General features: G+C 26.8%; 13 protein-coding genes. 9 read left to right on the top strand and 4 right to left on the bottom strand.

Annotation, left to right across the window (positions count from 1 at the left end; translation table 11 throughout):
* The first annotated feature begins 9 nt into the window (after positions 1-9).
* The 4 genes from QOZ93_RS10820 (at position 10) to QOZ93_RS10805 (ending at position 7,210) form a co-directional block, all read left to right on the top strand.
* Positions 10-1,752: an ABC transporter ATP-binding protein/permease gene (locus QOZ93_RS10820; protein WP_307356411.1), complete on the top strand. Its 1,743-nt coding sequence runs from the start codon at positions 10-12 to the stop codon at positions 1,750-1,752.
* Positions 1,745-3,409 carry an amino acid ABC transporter ATP-binding/permease protein gene (locus QOZ93_RS10815; protein WP_307356410.1) on the top strand — a complete coding sequence of 555 codons (1,665 nt, stop codon included), beginning with the start codon at positions 1,745-1,747 and terminating at the stop codon, positions 3,407-3,409. The genes QOZ93_RS10820 and QOZ93_RS10815 overlap by 8 nt, the downstream gene beginning before the upstream one ends.
* A 369-nt stretch (positions 3,410-3,778) precedes the next feature.
* Positions 3,779-5,677, top strand: coding sequence for an HIRAN domain-containing protein (locus QOZ93_RS10810; protein ID WP_307356408.1), 1,899 nt, complete (start codon positions 3,779-3,781; stop codon positions 5,675-5,677).
* A 93-nt stretch (positions 5,678-5,770) separates the two neighbouring features.
* Positions 5,771-7,210, top strand: a complete 1,440-nt coding sequence (locus QOZ93_RS10805) for a catalase (protein WP_307356407.1) — start codon at positions 5,771-5,773, stop codon at positions 7,208-7,210.
* 93 nt (positions 7,211-7,303) lie between these two features.
* On the opposite strand, the gene QOZ93_RS10800 is transcribed toward QOZ93_RS10805, so the two are convergent.
* The 3 genes from QOZ93_RS10800 to QOZ93_RS10790 all read right to left on the bottom strand — a co-directional run bounded on the left by QOZ93_RS10800 (position 7,304) and on the right by QOZ93_RS10790 (position 9,897).
* Positions 7,304-8,560 (bottom strand): GntP family permease, encoded by a 1,257-nt coding sequence (locus QOZ93_RS10800; protein ID WP_307356406.1) that lies wholly within the window; start codon positions 8,558-8,560, stop codon positions 7,304-7,306.
* Between the two features lie 417 nt (positions 8,561-8,977).
* Positions 8,978-9,292: a DUF1540 domain-containing protein gene (locus QOZ93_RS10795; protein WP_307356404.1), complete on the bottom strand. Its 315-nt coding sequence runs from the start codon at positions 9,290-9,292 to the stop codon at positions 8,978-8,980.
* A 77-nt stretch (positions 9,293-9,369) separates the two neighbouring features.
* Complete coding sequence (locus QOZ93_RS10790) at positions 9,370-9,897, bottom strand: ferritin family protein (protein WP_307356403.1); 528 nt, start codon at positions 9,895-9,897, stop codon at positions 9,370-9,372.
* Positions 9,898-10,131: 234 nt separating this feature from the next.
* Here QOZ93_RS10790 and QOZ93_RS10785 point away from each other — a divergent pair, with 234 nt between their 5' ends.
* The 5 genes from QOZ93_RS10785 to bioA all read left to right on the top strand — a co-directional run bounded on the left by QOZ93_RS10785 (position 10,132) and on the right by bioA (position 14,858).
* Positions 10,132-10,995 (top strand): DMT family transporter, encoded by an 864-nt coding sequence (locus QOZ93_RS10785; RefSeq protein WP_307356401.1) that lies wholly within the window; start codon positions 10,132-10,134, stop codon positions 10,993-10,995.
* A 182-nt stretch (positions 10,996-11,177) separates the two neighbouring features.
* Positions 11,178-11,744 (top strand): biotin transporter BioY, encoded by a 567-nt coding sequence (locus tag QOZ93_RS10780; protein WP_307356400.1) that lies wholly within the window; start codon positions 11,178-11,180, stop codon positions 11,742-11,744.
* A 40-nt stretch (positions 11,745-11,784) separates the two neighbouring features.
* Positions 11,785-12,768 carry a biotin synthase BioB gene (gene bioB / locus QOZ93_RS10775; protein WP_307356399.1) on the top strand — a complete coding sequence of 328 codons (984 nt, stop codon included), beginning with the start codon at positions 11,785-11,787 and terminating at the stop codon, positions 12,766-12,768.
* Complete coding sequence (bioD, locus tag QOZ93_RS10770; RefSeq protein ID WP_307356398.1) at positions 12,761-13,492, top strand: dethiobiotin synthase; 732 nt, start codon at positions 12,761-12,763, stop codon at positions 13,490-13,492. The genes bioB and bioD overlap by 8 nt, the downstream gene beginning before the upstream one ends.
* 19 nt (positions 13,493-13,511) lie before the next feature.
* On the top strand, positions 13,512-14,858 hold the full coding sequence (bioA, locus tag QOZ93_RS10765) for an adenosylmethionine--8-amino-7-oxononanoate transaminase (protein WP_307356397.1): 1,347 nt from the start codon (positions 13,512-13,514) through the stop codon (positions 14,856-14,858).
* A gap of 53 nt (positions 14,859-14,911) precedes the next feature.
* Here the strand turns inward: bioA and QOZ93_RS10760 are convergent, their stop codons facing one another.
* A complete protein-coding gene (locus tag QOZ93_RS10760; protein ID WP_307356396.1) occupies positions 14,912-15,790 on the bottom strand; it encodes a fused DSP-PTPase phosphatase/NAD kinase-like protein in 879 nt (292 codons plus the stop codon).
* Between the last annotated feature and the right edge of the window lie 80 nt (positions 15,791-15,870).

The raw sequence follows: 15,870 nt of genomic DNA, 5'->3' as shown, positions 1-15,870 counted from the left end.
GAAAGTTATATGTTCAATAAAAGATTAATTGAGATGGCACGTGAGTCTAAAAAGTGGATTTTTTCAACGGTGTTTATGAATTGGATAAGCCTACTTTTAAATATAGTTATGATTATGAGTCTTGGATTTTATTTAGAGAATTTATATAAAAATTCAGTAACTAAAGAGCAAGGTATTCTTGTGTTTTGTGTTGTAATTGTAGCTATAATAGGAAGATATATTTGTGACTATAAGGCTACAAAATCGTCTTATAAAGCTTCAGCTAATGCTCGTATTAAACTTAGAAATAATGTTTACAGTAAATTAATATCATTAGGCGTTCATTACAATGATAAAATTTCTTCTTCAGAAATAGTACAAGTAGCAGTCGAAGGAATAGAACAATTAGAAGTGTATTTTGGAAGATATTTACCACAGTTTTTTTATAGTATGATAGCACCTTTAACATTATTTATAGTATTGTCTTTTATAAGCATTAAAACATCAGTAATATTAATTTTAAGTGTACCATTAATTCCAATTTCAATTGTACTTGTAATGAAACTAGCTAAAAAGCTTTTGAGGAAATATTGGGGTATTTATATAAACCTAGGAGATTCATTTTTAGAGAATCTTCAAGGTTTAACAACGCTTAAAATATATAGTAGAGATGAAGACAAAAATAGAGAGATGAACCAAGAAGCAGAGAATTTTAGAAATATAACAATGAAAGTTTTGTCCATGCAATTAAATTCTATAACTGTTATGGATTTGATAGCATTCGGAGGAAGTGCTTTAGGAATAATAATCTGCCTTATGGAAGCACAAAAAGGTAATATAAGTTTTGGGGGAGTATTTTCTATAATCTTATTATCATCAGAATTTTTTATTCCAGTAAGACAACTAGGTTCATTTTTCCATGTAGCTATGAATGGTATTGCTGCATCAGAAAAGATTTTTAAAATAATTGATCTTGAAGAGAAGTTATATAAAGATAATAAAATTATAGGTTTTTGTAACAACAATATAGAATTAAAAAATGTAAATTTTTCTTATGAAAAAAATAGAAAGATTTTAAAAAATGTTTCCATAAGTATAAAGGATAAGAATTTAACTGCATTGGTTGGAACATCGGGATGTGGTAAAAGTACGATAGTAAGTTTAATAATGGGGTTATTTAAAGAGTACGATGGAAGTATAACTATGGGAGAACAGGATTTAAAATTATTAGGAGATGAACAAAGATTTAATGATATAACTTTAGTTTCTCATAATAGTTATATATTTTCAGGGACTATAGAAGAAAATTTAAAAATGGGTAAAATGGATGCTACGGAAGATGAACTTATACAGGTTCTTAAAAAAGTAAATTTATATGACTTTGTATATTCTATGCCTAAAAAGTTAAAAAGTGAGATTAAGGACTCAGGAGCAAATTTATCTGGTGGACAAAGGCAACGTTTGGCCTTGGCAAGAGCTTTATTGCATAATAGTAGGGTGTATATATTTGATGAGGCTACTTCTAATATTGATGTAGAAAGTGAAAATAAGATTATGGAAATAGTTTATGAACTTTCAAAAATTAAGAATGTTATAGTTATATCACATAGACTTTATAATATTAAAGATGCGGATAACATATATGTTATGGAAAATGGTGAAATTATAGAACAAGGAATGCATAAAGAATTAATGGATAATGAAAAAGTATATAGTAAATTAGTTAATGAACAAGAAGAATTAGAATGTATAGGGGAGGAAAATTATGCGTAGATCAGGTATGACTATAATGGGTAAATTAATAGGATTATTAAAACCTCTATTACATATAATGTTTATAACTATTACAATGGGGGTATTAGGTTTTTTAAGTTCTATTTTTATAACCATATATGGAGGAAAAGGCATATTAAATATAATGGGTTTATATAAAGATACGACCTTAAAAAATATTTTTATAGTTATTATTACTTGTGGATTATTAAGAGGAGTACTACGATATTTAGAACAATATTCAGGACACTATATAGCTTTTAAATTATTAGCTTTATTAAGAGATAAGGTTTTTAAAAAATTAAGAGAATTGAGTCCGGCTAAATTGGATGGTGAAGAAAAAGGAAATTTAATTTCTATTATAACCAGTGATATCGAATTATTAGAAGTATTTTATGCACACACTATAGCACCTATATGTATAGGTTTTTTAACATCCTTGATAATGGTAATATATATTTCCAAAATTAATATAAGTTTAGGTATAGTTGCATTATTTGCCTATATTATAATAGGTTTTTTTATTCCATATTACACATCAAAATTAGGAAAGGAAAGTGGAATAAGTTATAGAAATTCCTTTGGGAAAATGAATAGTTTTGTTTTGGATTCATTAAAAGGAATAAGAGAAATATTATTTTTTAATATGGGTAAAAAGCGATTAGAAGAAATAGATAAACGTGGACAAGAGTTGAATGATCAGTTACAAACTATAAAAAAACATGAGGGTATAGTACGAGGACTCACGGATTCTATAATTGTTAGTTTTATAGGAATTATGCTATTTGTAGGTAGTAGATTATATTTAAGAGGAATTATAGGATTTCATGAAATGATAATTGCTATTATAGCTCTTGCTAGTTCTTTTGGACCTGTAGTTGTGCTTAGTAATTTATCAAACAATTTATTGAATACTTTAGCAGCAGGAGATAGGGTGTTAAATTTATTAGAGGAAAAACCTGTAGTAGAAGAAAATAAAATGGGAAGAACAGTAGAGTTTAATAAATTAGAGGTAAAAGATGTATTTTTTAAATACGATAAAGAAAATATTTTAGAAAATATAAATATGGAGATAAATAAAGGAGAAGTCGTTGGATTAATTGGAGAAAGTGGATGTGGTAAAAGTACACTTTTAAAATTGCTTATGAGATTTTGGGATGTAAGTAAGGGCAAAATTGAAATTTCAAGTACAAATCTTAAATATGTAAACAGTAAATCTTTAAGAAATCTAGAAAGTTTAGTAACACAGGATACTTTTTTATTTAATGATAGTATTTTAGAAAATATAAGAATATGCAAAAAAGATGCTACTTTAGAAGAGGTAAAGGAAGCTGCTAAAAAAGCATCTATTGATGGGTTTATCGAAAGTTTAGAGAATGGATATGATACCAAAGTGGGAGAACTTGGTGATAGACTATCTGGTGGTGAGAGACAAAGATTGGGTCTTGCTAGAGCATTTTTACATGATGGTGATTTAATACTGTTAGATGAACCAACTAGTAATTTAGATAGTTTAAATGAAAAAGTAATTTTAAAATCTTTAAAAGAAAATTCAGGCAATAAAACAATAGTTATAGTATCTCATAGGGCATCTACAGTCAATATTGCAGATAAGATATATAAGGTGGAAGATAAAAATATTAGCCTACAAGTTTGATAATATAATTATATAGGCAATTGACCTAATATCTTGAGGTGTTGGAAGAAGTAAGGCAATATATTTTAAAGATTGATATGATATAACATTAGAGTTATTAGAAATCATATAAAATATTAAAATTTTTATGTATTAAGAGACATATATTAGATTATTATTGTTAAATTTTTTAATAACATATTTACAATAATAAAATTATGTCTCTATTTTTTATGTAAATATATTAGATTAATATAAAGATAATTTATAAATTTATATCAATATATAGTTAAATAAAGTAATTAGTTTAAAAATATGGTAAAATTAATATAAGAATTTATTTAAATATATATATGAATTTAAAAGTTCAACATCTATAGGAGGGATGTTATGGGGAATGTACATGAAATAAGTATTTATGATGACTTAAACGAAAAAATGCTATTACAGATTGATGATAATATAAAAAATTCAGGTGAATATGATCTAAGATGCTTGTTCATAGATGAAAGTATTCCATATAGTAATAAAGTCATATATGCTGAAACTTTAATTAATCTTATAATTGGTTATTTGAATAATAATATTACATATAAAAGTGTAATGGATTATATTAAAAAACATAAAATAATACATTATTATAATGTATTTATAATAAAGATGAACTTTGTAGTCAAGGAAGAAATTGTTAATATATATAAACTTAAAAAATTTTGTGAAAAACTTTTATATACAGGTACACATAGTGAAGAGGTGAAATTAGGAATAAGTTTGGTTAGATTTTGCTATTTAAAAAATATAGAACAAATTAAAGGAATTTTCAGTAAAAGTGCAGAGTATTTTTATTATATAATTGATTTAGCAAAGCAATTTAAAGGGGCTAATGAGTATATTTTTAATTTAGCACAGAACTCATACGGTGCGGGAAAAGTTATAGCTGTTTTTTGTTTAGAATATTTAAATGATGATATAAAAAAATGGGCCATAGAAGAGGGATATAAAAATGATGTTTATGAAGAACTCTTAGTTGATTTTATATTTATGAATATAGATATTTCTAACTATTTTAATGATGATGATTTTAATTCACAAAAACTTCTTTGTGTATCTAAGCTCCTTAGAAAGTTTCTTCAAAATAGAAGTTTATTTGAATATGAGTATATACATGTTATTTTAGAAGATTATCTTTTCTATGTAGAAAAAATGGGAGAAAGTTTTGAGGAGTTAAGTAATGTTATTACTATCTTAAAAAGTATAAGAAATAGAAATAATATAGACTTAAATTTAGTAAAAAAGACGGAAGAGTATATAATGAATTTTATTTTTGAAGATAAATGGAAAAAAGTATTTTTGGAAGCTATAGAAAATACTAAAGGTAAAGGAAAGGAAATAGTAGAAATAGCTGAAGTATTACAAGTTGAATTAAATTTTTATAATTTATTAGGATACCTAAATAAAAATAAGTCTGATCTGTATATTTATATTTATATAATCAAAGGTAAAGATTTAGAAAGTAAGCATAAGCTTTTAAAATATTGTAAAGATACTTTAGAGTTTAGCAAAATTTTATCAGGGCCTAAGGAGTTAGGTAATGAAGATATAGATATAGAAAACGTAGAAGATTGTTGTTTTGATGCTATAATTAATAATCTGCAAGAGATAGATAAATTAAATATAGAATTAAATTTAAAAGCACTTAAATGTAGGATGAATAATACAAGAATGGCAGCTATAAAAAATTTAAAAATAAATAAGAATTTATTAGAAAAAGATGACATAGAAATTATTGAAAATATATTAGAGATTGAACCTAATGAAATTATTAGAAAAGAATTAGAAAAAATTATATATGATTATAACAATAAAGATAAAAAAATTAAAAAAGTGAATATGTCTAAAATAAAGGTTATGCCTAATGTTAAGGACATTTATTTGTTTTCTACAAATGTTTCAGGTATAAGATATGTAAAGACAGAGTTTATAGAAAGTAATACAAAAAAAGATACCTTAGTTTTTTTTAAGAGGGAATTAAATAATCCTTATGATAGTAATGCTATACAGGTTGTTTCAAATACTGGATATATAATTGGGTATATATCTAAAAGAGATAACTTTATTCTTAAAAATTTAATAGATGGAGGAAAAATATTGTATGGCATAGTTAAAGAAGTTAACTTTCAAGAATTTTATTTAAGAATTAGGATTTATCTTAGCTATCAAGATTTTATAGATCAAGTTAGTGAATTAATGGAACTTATAGATCAGAAAGAAGGACTTTTATTAAACTAAATAAGCTTTAATTTTATCTTATTATCTGAATTAATGTAACAATAGAAATTCTCAAATACTATAATATATAGAAGTATAAATTGGAGGATTTTTATGTGTAAAAAAGAATATTTAACTACTAGTACAGGGGCACCTGTAGATAATAATCAAAGTTCTCTAACAGTAGGGGCTAGAGGACCAGTATTACTTCAAGATATTTATCTTTTAGATAAGTTAGCTAGCTTTGATAGAGAAAGAATTCCGGAAAGAGTTGTACATGCTAAAGGAGCAGGGGCTCATGGATATTTTAAAGTGTATAGGCCTATGGCTAAATATACAAGAGCAAAGTTTCTTCAAGATCCGAATAAAAAGACAGATGTATTTGTCAGATTTTCAACGGTTATAGGATCTAAAGGATCTGCAGATACGGCAAGGGATCCTAGAGGATTTGCAGTTAAATTTTATACAGAGGAGGGAAACTATGATTTAGCAGGAAATAATATACCAGTATTTTTTATAAGGGATGCCATAAAGTTTCCGGATATAATTCATTCATTAAAGCCATCTCCAGATACAAATTTACCAGATCCAAATAGGTTTTGGGATTTTATTTCTAATTCTCCTGAAGCTACTCATATGATTGTCTGGTTATACTCAGATTTAGGAACTAGAAAAAGTTTTAGGGCTATGGAGGGATTCGGAGTTAATACTTATGTATGGGTAAATGAAAAAGGAAAAAGGGTATATGTAAAATATCATTGGAAGCCAGCATTAGGAAATAAAACTATACCTAGACAAGAAGCAGAGCTTTTGGCAGGAATCGATCCCAATGTAGCTACTAGAGACCTTTATGATACTTTAAATAGTGGTAAAACTGTGGAATACGAACTTAATGTCCAACTTATGAATATGGAAGACGAAAACAACCTGGATTTCGATCCTTTAGATGATACAAAGGTTTGGCCAGAAGATAAATATCCTCTTATGAAAGTCGGAAAAATGGTTTTAAATAGAGCACCTGATAACTTTTTCGAAGAAGTTGAACAAGCTGCTTTTTGTCCATCAAATTTAGTTCCAGGAATTGAGGTATCTAATGATAAGATGTTACAAGGAAGAGTTTTTGCATATGCAGATACTCAAAGACATAGGATAGGACCAAATTTTAATCAATTAAAGATAAACATGCCTAAGGTTCCAGTATGTAATGATGAACAAGATGGAGCAATGAGAATTTATTCTAATAAAGGAGCTGTTAATTATGAACCTAATAGCTTAGCAAATGGATGGCCAAAAGAAGCTCCAACATATCCAGAAGAACCTGAATATGTTAAAGGTAAACTTGAAAAAAGAAAAATACCCTTAGCAGATGATTTTAAACAGGCAGGAGAAAAGTATCATTCTTATACGAAAGAAGAAAAAGATCACTTAATAAGTAATTTAGTAGATGATTTATGGTGTGTAGATAGGGAAATACAGTTAAAAGTTGTAAAAAATTTTACTAAAGCCTCTAAGGAATTTGGAACAAGAGTTGCTAAAGGACTTAAAATTTTTTGAAATTAAAGAATAAAAGCTGATCTAGTATTAGATCAGCTTTTATTCTTTAATCAGTGTTAATTAGGATACAATTTCAGAAATAAGTTCATATTATTAATTAACAATAAAACCAAAAAATATTGTAGTAGCTATATTCATAGATAAGCCTATAAATATTTCATAAGGAATTAATTTAGTTCGTTCTTTAATATTCATTTTAACACTATCGGCACTTATGTGAAATAAATTTCCGTGTGGTAAATCATCAATTACAGAAACACCAGTGTGGACCATTTCAGCGGCACAAACTGGTTTAATTCCTAAATGTAAAATTTGATTATTAAAAACAGTACTTGTAACTACAGAACCGGCAGTAATGGAAGCTGTAGCACCACCCATTAAAATACCACATATGGAAGCAACCCATTCTTTTGGAATTCCTATTATATTTACAATAGTAATTAATGATACACTAAGAGAGGAGTGAGATATAAGTCCTGCAATAGTGCCTGTTCCTAATAATAAAATTGCCGTACCTGTCATTCTGTTTAATCCTTTAGAGCAGTAAGTTAAGAAATTTTTAGTTTGTCCCATACAAATAGATGCAATTAATCCCCCTAAGGGTAAAATAATCATGGAGTCTATTTGAAGATGTAGTATGGAATTTAAAGCTAAAAGAATTATAACTACAGCTGGTCCAATAATTGATAATTTAAAACTTGGTAAATTATCATTTGCTAAATTTAACGCATTTTTATGTATAGTATCGCCTTTATCCCTAAGTTTATGGGCAATAAAGAAAGTAATTACTATTGCTACAATTGCCGGCAATGAACCTTCTAACATAACTTTTGATAAGTCTGTATGAAATCCATTAGCAATTGCAATAGTATTAGGATTTGGTGACATTACGTTTCCTGCTTTAGCGCCACCTAGCATAGCTAATAATACTGAGGCTTTAGATAATCCGGATTTTCTGCCCACAAGTAAAGCAACCGGTGCAACAGTTATCATAGTTACTGGAATTACTACACCTACAGCACAAATAATACAAGAAGCTATTATTATAGCTAGTAATGACAAATCTTCTCCCAAAGTAATTATAATAGTATCTGATATTTTATTAGCGGCTCCAGTCTCAATTAATACGCCACAAAATACACCAGCAGTTAAAACCCTAATAACAGCTGGAATCATACTTTCTGCTCCATCAATTATAACGTTTATAGTATTAGGTAAGGTTGCGCCACCAACTAAACCACCAATAAGAGCTCCTAAAACCATGGCATAAAATGGATGAACCTCTTTAAATATAAGAACTATAGCTATAATTAAACCTAAAATTGCACCTAATGTACTAATTTCTATCATAGTGATCTCCTCTTTAATTATCGTTGTTTTTTTATTAAGATCTCACAAGATAAAATATTATCATAAATTGTAGAATTTTAATAGGTATTAATTGGATATAGATATCCTTTTTATGTAATATAGAGCAATAGGATAAGTGAGAAAAGAATTAACATTCAGAAAAATGTGATAAAAACAACATAAAATTAATAATAAATTCTATAAAATCATAAGAAATAATAGATTTATTATAAAATTATACAAGATTATTGTAATTTAAACATAAATATGGCTAATTAATTGTAAAAAATTAAGTTAAATTTAAAATATTAAATATAGAAAAAATCAATGTTAAAATTAAGTTAAATTTAGGATGAAAAAATGTATTATAAGTAAGAAAATGCATGTAATGAATAAAATTACATGCATTTTCTTATCTTATTTACAGAATGTTTCGCAACTAGCTGTTTCAGGATTTATTTTTACGGTAGGAGCAACACAAGCTTGATTTTTATTATGTCTACAATTTTGCGCATGACAAGAAATAGCCTCAGTTCCTACTTTGGTAAAAGTCTGATCTACACTGTTTGTAAAAGAAGGAGTAGCTTCATATTTATTTTGAAAACTTTCACAACAGGTATCACTAGTAGTAGTTGCAGTATTACCTGCTATTTTTATTTTACATGAATGACATTCGCCAGATTTATTAAAGTAGCAGTTTTCTGATTCACAATGTAATGGATTGTTTGACATAAAAATTCCTCCTTTGTTTATAAAAATTACAGTAATAGTATTTGTTAAAAAAGTTTTTTTAGTAGTGGTAAATTAAGTTATCTAATAAATCCTTCCAAGGGTCCAAAAGGATCTTTATCAAGCCTAATAAGAGCTTGAGTAAGTTCTTCTGTATGTTCTTTTTCTTCGTTAGCGATTCGTTGTAACAAGTTTTGGATTTCTTTATCATCGATCTCTTCTATAATACTTTCATATAGAAGTACAGCCTCCAATTCTCCTTTTATATTATCACGTATTTCTTTTAGTACAATTGAGGTATTATCTTTTCCTTCATAAGGACGTGTTTTTAAAGGTTTGTTTTTAATTTCAACGTGGCTTATAGAATCTAAAGATTTTTCAAATTCTACACAATCACATTTTCTTAAAGCTTCTAAAAACATTCCATAATGTCTTTTTTCATCTAACATTATATGGTAGAGCAATTTTCTTAAATCAGGTATACTTACTTCGTTTATTGCTTTTGCATAACCATCAATGGCTACAAGTTCTGCTATTAAAGATTCTCTTAAAAAGTTAGAAACAGAAAATGCTTTACCTTGTGGTTGTCCAGGTGTTGTATAACTCATAAAAAGCTCCTTTCTAAAATAAAACTTATTTTAAATACTTTTATTTCCATAGTATGTTTTAATAAAGCAAATAGTGCAAAATAATATTAAAATTATATTTATTGATATATAAATTAAAATTAAATAAAATTTAGAAAGAACAGTTTAATTCTATTTAATAAAAGTTACTCTAGTTGAAAAAAAGTATTAAAGTACTATAATTATATAGGATTAAATGAAAGGGAATTTAGAGGAATGAAGAAGATAAATGGAATAATGTATGCAATTTTATCGGCTATAGGTTTTGGAGTAATGCCTATATTTGCCAAAGTTGCATACCAAAATGGGAGTAATACAACAACAGTATTGGTGTGTAGGTTTTTAATTTCAGCCATTATTTTATTAGGATATTTTTTAATAACAAAAAAAGATTTTAGAATAAGTAAAAAACAAATGATAATACTGTTCCTTATTGGTGCAGTAGGATATACACTTACATGTATTAACTTGTTTTCATCTTATAATTATATATCGGTTGGACTAGCAACCACTCTTCACTTTGTATATCCAGTAGCAGTAGTAGTAATAAGTTATTTTGTCTATAGAGAAAAAGTAGGATTTAAAAAGTGTATTGCCCTAGGCGTAGCTATGATAGGAGTTTATCTTTTAGTTAGTGGAGATATAGGTAATATAAGTTATAAAGGCGCTTTTTTAGCCATATTTTCAGGTATAGTTTATTCTGGATGTTTAGTTGGAATGAATAATGAAGAAGTTAAAAAATTAGACAATACTGTGTCTGCCTTTTACTTTTCATTGTCTTCTGGCATTATACTTTTAATAATGGGCTTAATTAGGGGAGATTTAATGATTAAATTTAGTGGCAAAGTTATTTTTTCTATGTTAGGAATTTCAGTTATATCTACAATTATTGCCATGATTCTGCTAATAAAAGCTATTGAAATTATAGGTGCGTCTACAGCATCTATCTTAGGAACTTTTGAACCTATTGTAAGTATGATTTTAGGTATAATAATGTTTAAAGAAACATTAACTAAAATGGGAATTATAGGAAGTATATTAATCTTAGGGTCAGTATTAATAATAGCTAAAGAAGGATAAAAAATTAAATTATATATTAAGTACATAGTAGAGAAAAAAGGTAAGATGTATAATCAAACCTTTTTTCTTTTTATTTATTGTAAACCTAAAATAAAAAATATGTTTACAATGTAAGACTTTTAATATATTATATTTATAAAAAATTAATATTTTAAAATGACAAATTATATGGAGGATTTAAAATGAATAAAACAAGAAGTTTGATATTGGTTGCATTATTTGCTGCACTAACGGCTATAGGTGCTTTTATAAAAATACCCATTCCATATGTTCCTTTTACTTTACAGTTTTCATTTTGTGCTTTTGCTGGAATTTTTTTAGGATCTAAGTTAGGAGCTTTGTCACAAATGATTTATGTATTTATAGGATTAATGGGAATACCAGTTTTTACACAAGGGGGAGGTCCTACATATATACTAAAGCCTACATTTGGATATCTTATAGGATTTATTGTAGGTGCTTATGTTATAGGAAAAATAGCAGAAAAAATAAAAGAGTTTACAGTAATAAAAACCACATTAATTATTATAGCAGGTCTTTTCTTTGTTTATTTATTAGGAATAATACATCTTTATTTCATTCAAAATTTATATTTAGGAATTAATTTTAGTATATGGTCTACTATATATTATGGAATGATAATTTGTTTAGGCGGAGATATACTTTTAAGTTTTATATCAGCAATTATTGTGGTGAGAATTATTCCTATATTGAAAAAAAGTGGAGTTCTTAATAATAACATTAAATAGTATTGATAAAAGCTAAAAAATGTTATATTGGAGGATTAAAATGAAAAAAATAATTTTAAATATAGAAAATAAGATTAATAGTGGGGAAGAAATTAATTTAGAAGATATTAATTTCTTGGCTAAATTAGATAATGAAAAAGATTTAAACGAATTATTTAATGCGGCCAATAGAATACGTAAGAAGTTTAATGGAGATAAGATTGATTTGTGCTCGATAATGAATGCAAAATCAGGAAGATGTTCGGAGAATTGCAAGTTTTGTGCCCAATCTGTGTACTATAAAACTAATGTAAGTTGCTATGGTTTAGTTAAAGAAGAAGATGTTATGAAATTAGCTAAGGAAAATGAGGAAAGTGGAATAAATAGATTTTCTTTAGTTACCAGTGGAAGAGGATTAAAGGGAGAAGAATTTCATAAGGTTTTAGACATATATATAAAATTAAGAAAAAAGACTAAATTAAATTTATGTGCTTCCTTAGGAATTTTAGCTTATGATGAATTAGTCAAGTTAAAAGAAACAGGCGTTACAATGTACCATCATAATTTAGAAACTAGTAGAGAATATTATGAAAAAATATGTACAACTCATTCTTATGATGAAAGAATAGAAACAATAAAATCTGCTAAAAAAGCAGGATTAAATGTTTGTTCGGGCGGAATTATAGGTATGGGTGAATCTATGGAAGATAGAATAAAGTTGGCTAGTTTACTTAAAAAATTAGAAATAAAATCTATACCTATAAATGTTTTAAATCCTATAAAGGGAACACCACTTGAAAATATAAAAACTTTAAGTCAAAAAGATATATTAAAAACTATGGCAATATTTAGGTTTATAAATCCTACGGCTTATATAAGATTGGCAGGAGGAAGAAATTTAATTGATAACTTTGGAGAAAAATGTTTTAGTGTAGGAGTTAACGCAAGTATTTCGGGCAATTATTTAACTACTTCAGGAAATAAAATTGTAGATGATATTGAGATGATAAATAGATTGGGACTGCAGGTGAATTTAAATGAGTAAGGGAATATTTATAGTAGGAACAGATACAGATGTAGGAAAAACTATTATAAGTGCAGGAATAATGTATTTATTACGTTCAAATGGATATAATGCAACTTATTTTAAAGGAGCATTAAGTGGAGCAATAGAGGAAAATGATAAGTTGATACCAGGAGATACTAAAGAAGTATGTGAACTTAGTAATCTTAAGGAAGAATATAGTGATATTACTCCTTATATATATAAAACACCTGTATCACCTCATTTAGCAAGTAAATTAGAAAATAACATTATAAATAAAGAGGTTATGTTAGATAAATATAAAATTTTGAAGAAGAAATATGATTATATCGTTGCAGAAGGTAGTGGCGGTATAATTTGTCCATTAATTGATACTAAAGAATCTATATATCTTTTAGAAGATTTCATAAAAGATTTAGGCATGAATGTGGTTATAGTTACTAGGGCAGATTTAGGAACAATTAACCATACTATACTTACAGTTAAGTATATTCAAGGTTTAGAAACAAAAATTAAAGGAATTATAATTAATGGATATAAAAATAATATATTATGTGATGATAACATAAAGATTATAAAGAAACTAAGTAATCTTCCTATTATAGGAATAGTAAATCATATAGATAATATCCATAATGAGAATTTAAGAAAAGATAATATTAAGTTAGAAATAGAAAGATCAATAGATATAAGAAAAATAATTTCTATTATGGATGAAATATAAAGTTTAGGAGAGAAATAGTATGAATATATATCAACAGAAAGATTTAAAATATATATGGCATCCCTGTGCTCAAATGAAAGATTATGAAGATTTTCCACCTATAGTTATTGAAAAGGGATCAGGGTGTTGGCTTTATGACGTAGAAGATAATAAGTATTTAGATTGTATTTCATCTTGGTGGACAAACACCCTAGGGCATAGTAATAAGAGAATTAATGAAGCTATAAAAAGTCAAATTGACAATATAGAGCATGTAATTTTCGCTAATTTCTCTAATAAACCAGCTATAGAACTTTCAGAAAAGTTAGTAGAGATAACTCCTAGTAGGTTAGAAAAAGTATTTTTCTCTGATAATGGTTCTTCAGCAGTAGAAATTGCATTAAAGATGAGTTTTCATTATCATCAACAAAAGGGGAGTAAGAAAAAGACTAGATTTATAGCTATTAGTGATGCATATCATGGAGAAACGCTGGGAGCATTATCAGTATGTGATATAGATTTATATAATAAGATTTATAAACCATTACTTTTGGATACATTAAGAGTAGAAGGACCCGATTGTTTTAGATGTAAGTATAAAAAAGATAGAGAAAGCTGCAAGGCAGAATGTTTTAAAAATATGTATGAAACCTTAGAGAAAAATGCAGAAGAAATTTGTGCAGTAATAATAGAACCTATGGTTCAAGGTGCAGCAGGTATGAAAATGTATTCTCCTATATATTTAAAAAAACTTAGAGAAATTTGTGACAAGTATAATATACATCTTATTGCTGATGAAATTGCAGTAGGTTTTGGAAGGACAGGTAAAATGTTTGCCTGTGATCATGCTGAAATTAGCCCTGATTTAATGTGTCTTTCAAAAGGGTTATCAGCAGGATATATGCCTATGTCTATAGTTATGGCATCTAGAGATATTTATAATGAGTTTTATGGAGAATATAGTGAGCATAAGGCGTTTTTACATAGTCACACCTATGCAGGAAATGCTATGGCATGTGCTATAGCGCTTGAGAATCTTAAAATTTTTAAAGAAGACAATATTATAGAAAGAAATATAGAAAAAGGGATTTTTATAAAAAATCTAACAAAAGAAAGATTTAAAGATCACCCATATGTAGGAGATATTCGTAATATAGGAATGATTACAGCCATAGAATTAGTTAAGGATAAAGAACTAAAATTAGGTTTTTCAACAGATAAAAGGATAGGATATGAAATTTATAAAATAGCACTTAAAAAAGGATTAATACTAAGACCTATAGGAAATACTTTATATTTTTTACCACCATATGTAATAAATAATGAAGAAATAGAATTCATGATTAATACTTGTTTAGCAAGTATTAATCAATATTTTAATTTATAATCACAAGGATGTAAAAAAGAATTATTAAGATTCTTTTTTACATCCTTGTTTTATTATTTGTTTTTTATCCAAGTAGAATAAGGAGTTTTAAAATCCTCTTTCATGTTCTCAGTAGTATAATTATAGAAGTTTTTTAGAAATGTTGCTCGAGAAGTGTTTCCAGTTACTATATCTATACCGCCTATATCTTTTTGATGTTTTAAGATTTCATCTAATGAAAGATTATTTTTATTATTCATCATTTCATATAAAGACATGAATGTTGTAGTTCTTCCTTGACCTTCCTTACAATGAAAATATAAATAAGCATCTTCAGGTTTGCTTTTTATAAAATTTACAAATTCATCTACTATTTCAGGACTAGGGATATATCCATCTATTACAGGAAATCTCACATAATTAATATTATTTTGTTTTACTAATTCAGCTTCGGATTGGATTGTGCCAGTATTGACTGTTTTAACTAGATTACCTTTTTGATTATAGATATTTAAAGTAGAATTATTTTTTAAAGTATTCAATTTTTGAGTTTCCCTATTTAAAATAGATTCGGTAGTAAATGGATAGTTTTTATTCGAAATTTTTGTGTATATACTTATAGCAGTATTATCATTAAAACCATGAGATTCTTCTCGTAAATCTACTATATAGAGGTTATCTGAGGTTATTTTGTTTTGTATATTTTTTAATTGAGAAGGAGTAAATTGTTTACCACCGGCTATCTTTAGTTCTGGAATAACTCTAAATCTAGTTGGTAAGTCGGTTGTAGAATTTGAATCTGAGACAAGTAATTCTGTATTGCTTTGCCAGTTTCTAATATTATTTTCATTAAAATTTTTTGCAGTTGACAGTGCAAGAACTTCAAGTGGTATAGAATTAAAAGTAAAAAGTAATGTAAATAAAAAAATTAAATTTTTACAAATACGTTTCATTTAATATCTCCTTTCAAAAACTTAGTTTATATTAGTATTTCCTAAAATTCAAATAATTTATACCCAAAGAAAAAGCTCAT

Origin of the sequence: Hathewaya limosa (assembly GCF_030815255.1) — a bacterium.
GTDB classification, from domain to species: Bacteria; Bacillota; Clostridia; order Clostridiales; family Clostridiaceae; genus Hathewaya; species Hathewaya limosa.
The sequence above is the reverse complement of the archived record's forward strand: the minus strand, read 5'-3'. Positions and strand labels throughout refer to the sequence as shown.

Coding starts and splice junctions, on each gene's coding strand:
- QOZ93_RS10820 (WP_307356411.1), top strand. CDS start 10: ATGTTCAATAAAAGATTAATTGAGATGGCACGTGAGTCTAAAAAGTGG.
- QOZ93_RS10815 (WP_307356410.1), top strand. CDS start 1,745: ATGCGTAGATCAGGTATGACTATAATGGGTAAATTAATAGGATTATTA.
- QOZ93_RS10810 (WP_307356408.1), top strand. CDS start 3,779: ATGGGGAATGTACATGAAATAAGTATTTATGATGACTTAAACGAAAAA.
- QOZ93_RS10805 (WP_307356407.1), top strand. CDS start 5,771: ATGTGTAAAAAAGAATATTTAACTACTAGTACAGGGGCACCTGTAGAT.
- QOZ93_RS10800 (WP_307356406.1), bottom strand. CDS start 8,560: ATGATAGAAATTAGTACATTAGGTGCAATTTTAGGTTTAATTATAGCT.
- QOZ93_RS10795 (WP_307356404.1), bottom strand. CDS start 9,292: ATGTCAAACAATCCATTACATTGTGAATCAGAAAACTGCTACTTTAAT.
- QOZ93_RS10790 (WP_307356403.1), bottom strand. CDS start 9,897: ATGAGTTATACAACACCTGGACAACCACAAGGTAAAGCATTTTCTGTT.
- QOZ93_RS10785 (WP_307356401.1), top strand. CDS start 10,132: ATGAAGAAGATAAATGGAATAATGTATGCAATTTTATCGGCTATAGGT.
- QOZ93_RS10780 (WP_307356400.1), top strand. CDS start 11,178: ATGAATAAAACAAGAAGTTTGATATTGGTTGCATTATTTGCTGCACTA.
- bioB (WP_307356399.1), top strand. CDS start 11,785: ATGAAAAAAATAATTTTAAATATAGAAAATAAGATTAATAGTGGGGAA.
- bioD (WP_307356398.1), top strand. CDS start 12,761: ATGAGTAAGGGAATATTTATAGTAGGAACAGATACAGATGTAGGAAAA.
- bioA (WP_307356397.1), top strand. CDS start 13,512: ATGAATATATATCAACAGAAAGATTTAAAATATATATGGCATCCCTGT.
- QOZ93_RS10760 (WP_307356396.1), bottom strand. CDS start 15,790: ATGAAACGTATTTGTAAAAATTTAATTTTTTTATTTACATTACTTTTT.